General features: G+C 40.2%; 4 protein-coding genes. 3 read left to right on the top strand and 1 reads right to left on the bottom strand.

The window, feature by feature from the left end:
- Nucleotides 1–169: 169 nt before the first annotated feature.
- The 3 genes from RT52_RS16340 to RT52_RS16170 all read left to right on the top strand — a co-directional run bounded on the left by RT52_RS16340 (nucleotide 170) and on the right by RT52_RS16170 (nucleotide 2,987).
- The gene (locus RT52_RS16340; protein ID WP_156028746.1) at nucleotides 170–691 is read left to right on the top strand and encodes a hypothetical protein; all 522 of its coding nucleotides are present in this window, start codon (nucleotides 170–172) and stop codon (nucleotides 689–691) included.
- 3 nt (nucleotides 692–694) lie between these two features.
- Nucleotides 695–1,300 carry a hypothetical protein gene (locus RT52_RS06605; protein WP_156028745.1) on the top strand — a complete coding sequence of 202 codons (606 nt, stop codon included), beginning with the start codon at nucleotides 695–697 and terminating at the stop codon, nucleotides 1,298–1,300.
- A 119-nt stretch (nucleotides 1,301–1,419) separates the two neighbouring features.
- A protein-coding gene (locus tag RT52_RS16170; RefSeq protein ID WP_156028789.1) for an IS3 family transposase occupies nucleotides 1,420–2,987 on the top strand; the annotation gives its coding sequence in 2 pieces (ribosomal slippage) (nucleotides 1,420–2,071 and nucleotides 2,071–2,987; 1,569 coding nt in all).
- A gap of 54 nt (nucleotides 2,988–3,041) precedes the next feature.
- Here the strand turns inward: RT52_RS16170 and RT52_RS06590 are convergent.
- A partial coding sequence (locus tag RT52_RS06590) for a CadD family cadmium resistance transporter (RefSeq protein ID WP_034816071.1) occupies nucleotides 3,042–3,392 on the bottom strand: 351 nt, incomplete at its 5' end.

Below are 3,392 nucleotides of genomic sequence, written 5' to 3'. Positions count from 1 at the left end.
AATTTAATCTCCTCCACCTCATATTATCCCAAATTTTAAATGGTAAATAAATGCTATATTTTGAATAAGTCTTAGTTCAAAAGTCAAATTTTTAATGTAAAGGAGACAATGATTTTTAGAATTTTTTATTTTCACCAGATTTTTCACAAAAAATATTGGAGGTTTTTTAATGTTTAAGTCAAAAACAATTAAAATCTTAGGTTCACTAGCTTTGAGCGCATCGATTTTATCAGGAGTACCTAATTCAGTGTCAGCAGTAGAAAATGATGTGCCTATTTATGCCCCAGTTTACGATGGAACAGTATATCAATCCACACTCACTAATACATTAGTAAAGCTTCCAAAATGGACGCATATTGCTACAAACACATCGTCTCTTGTAGACACAGTAAACTATGAGGTTTCTCGTCGTGTATTTGCTACTGGAACTCTTACAGGTGAAACAGAATTTAAAATTTTGCAAAATGGCCTAAAAGTAACAGCCGAGGTTTCTTATGGGACGGATACCACCACATCAACTAAATTCGCCTTTAATATTCCTCCAAAATCCACGCGGAAATTAGTTTATGGTAGCATCGGTGTTGATACCACAGGAAAATTAGTCACATACTCTAATGGTTTGGTATCAAGATCAAAAGCCGTTTCTGCAGACTATAGCCGTTACAGCTACTCTGAGAATCTTGCATACTGATATATGAAAAAATATGTTGCTTTATACGTTTTAGCGATTGCTTTAGTATTGGCATCATGTAGCGAAAACGATTCATCAAAGAGTACTTCTTTGGGTAAGGAGAAGTCTAACGAGAAAACTGAACAAACTACCCAGTATGTTTCAGGTACAACACAGTATGTATCTATTAATGAATACATCGAAAGTATGGTAGCTCAACAATTTTCATTTATAAGTTTCGAAAAAGAAGTAGAAAACAATGAATTGATCACAACCGTAACGTTCTCAGTAGATAACATTCTAAGTCCAAAATTCACTTCTACTGAGCAACAGTTTTACTGGAGTGTTCAACTTCCAACTTCTCTTTTCGAAAAGGTCTCGGACGTACCTGAGCCGGTTATGTTTGTTCCTATATCTGGGGAAGAGTTAACAAATAGTGAGCGAGAAAAATCTCGTTATGCTAACTTTTATCGGATACAACAACGATTTGAAGTCTCAGAAGAACACGTCGCGGAAGTAGAGAAGTTGATTCAAAAAAAGGACTCTGGATACGCATTTAAACTTCATGATGAAAATTATGAAGAAGCATTCGTATTTGTTGATTTAGAATCTTTTGTAAATATAGACTGATTATTCAACAGCAAAATAGATATTCTCAAAAAAAGAATTCACTTCAATCCTGATATGCTCCCCAATAGGTAGACAGATGAAATAACAAATCTGTTTATTCTATTGGGGAGTGTTTTTTTATGGCGAGAAGTCGGCATTCAATCGAACAAAAACTGGCTGCACTGCGCATGATGGAAGAAGAAACGCATACATGGAAGGAAATCATGGAGACTCATCACGTTTCTGAGAATACCCTCCGGGTGTGGAAAGTGAAATTCGATACCGGCGGGAGTGACGCATTAAAGGAATCGAAGACATGGAAACTGTACACCAAGGAACAGAAAATCGCGGCCGTCCGTGACTACCTCGACGGGGCCACCACGATGGAAGTCCTCTCCAACTATCAAATCAGTGATGGATCTGTTCTTCGAAAATGGATTAAGAAGTATACTAGTCATAGCGAGTTAACAGATTCGAGAAAAGGGATGGATCGAGCTATGACAAAAGGGAGAAAGACCACATTCGAGGAACGCATGGAGATAGTCAGGTATTGCCTGGACAACGGACGGAACTATCAACGGACGGCCGAGGTATTCACCGTGTCGTACCAACAGGTCTATGGGTGGACGAAAAAATATGACGCCGACGGCGTGCACGGGCTCGAGGACCGGCGCGGACGGACGAAGCAAGAAGAGGAACTGACCAACGAGGAGAAGCTCGAACGTCGCATTCAACAGATCGAGCGGGAGAACGAGCGCCTTCGTGCCGAGAACCTGTTCCTAAAAAAGTTGGAGGAAATCGAGAGGAGAGGTTGATCAGCCAGATCAGGCTACAATTGCGATACATGGTCATCGAGGAAATGTCGACGACCGACACGTTCCCGGTCGTGCTCCTGTGCGAGATCGCGCAGGTCTCACGGGCCGCCTACTATAAATGGTTGAAGCGTACCGTCTCGGTACGCGAAGAAGAGAACTTGAGCCTATTGGAAGACATCCGCCTCCTCTACGACCAGGTGAACGGGACCTACGGTTATCGACGGATCACCATGACGGTCAATCGCAGACGACGCCAGCATGGCCTGCCGGCATACAATGAGAAGCGCATCTATCGTCTCATGCGTATCCATGAGATCCGTTCGGTCCTCCGCCAGAAGCGAAAACGGCACAAAAAGTCGTCACCACAACATGTGGCAGAGAACGTATTAAACCGTGAATTCACAGCTAAAAAGCCGAATGAGAAATGGGTAACGGATGTGACAGAATTTAAATATGGCCTATCTAAGAAGGCCTATCTCAGTGTGATTCGTGATCTTTATGACGGATCCATTATTAGCTATGTGCTGGGACACTCTAATAATAATCAACTGGTATTTAAAACGCTTGACCAGGTAATCGTACGATTGCATCAAGAACACCCACTGATTCATAGTGATCGTGGATTCCAATACACCTCTAAGGCGTTCAAGCGTAAATTAGAGTCGGCAGGAATGACTCAAAGTATGTCACGGGTTGGTCGCTGTATTGATAATGGACCAATGGAATCTTTTTTCGGCACGTTAAAATGTGAAAAGTATTATTTACATAAGTATCAGACCTTTGAAGAACTTAACATTGCCATAAATGAGTACATCTATTTTTATAATCACGAAAGATACCAAAAACGATTAAACGGCCTCAGCCCTAAAGAATATAGAGCGAAAGCCGCTTAAATCACTTTTATTATTTCCACTGTCTACTTGACAGGGGGCAGTTCAGATTATTTTTTAATAATTTATTAAACTCAAAAGGGCACTGAAAGTTTCGTTCTCCACCATGATATAGATTCCTAAACCAATAAAGACAATGGGTATAATCCATCTACCGTAATTCTCTAAGGTTTCAGAGACATGTTTAAAAGCTGCCAAACGATATCCAATAAAACACCAAATCGCAACCATAATAAAGAAAGTAATAACCGTTACTGCTAGTTGGTTCATGGTTAAAGTAGAGAAGAAAGGAACATATATTCCAATGTTATCTCCGCCATTAGCAAATGTTATAAATGCTACACTTAAAAAGACACTATTATACTTTCCAGAATTTAAACTTGAAAGAATTGCATTTTCATCCTCATC

Origin of the sequence: Exiguobacterium alkaliphilum 12/1 (assembly GCF_000714435.1) — a bacterium.
Taxonomy (GTDB): domain Bacteria; phylum Bacillota; class Bacilli; order Exiguobacteriales; family Exiguobacteriaceae; genus Exiguobacterium; species Exiguobacterium alkaliphilum.
This window is presented reverse-complemented; position numbering and strand designations above follow the sequence as displayed.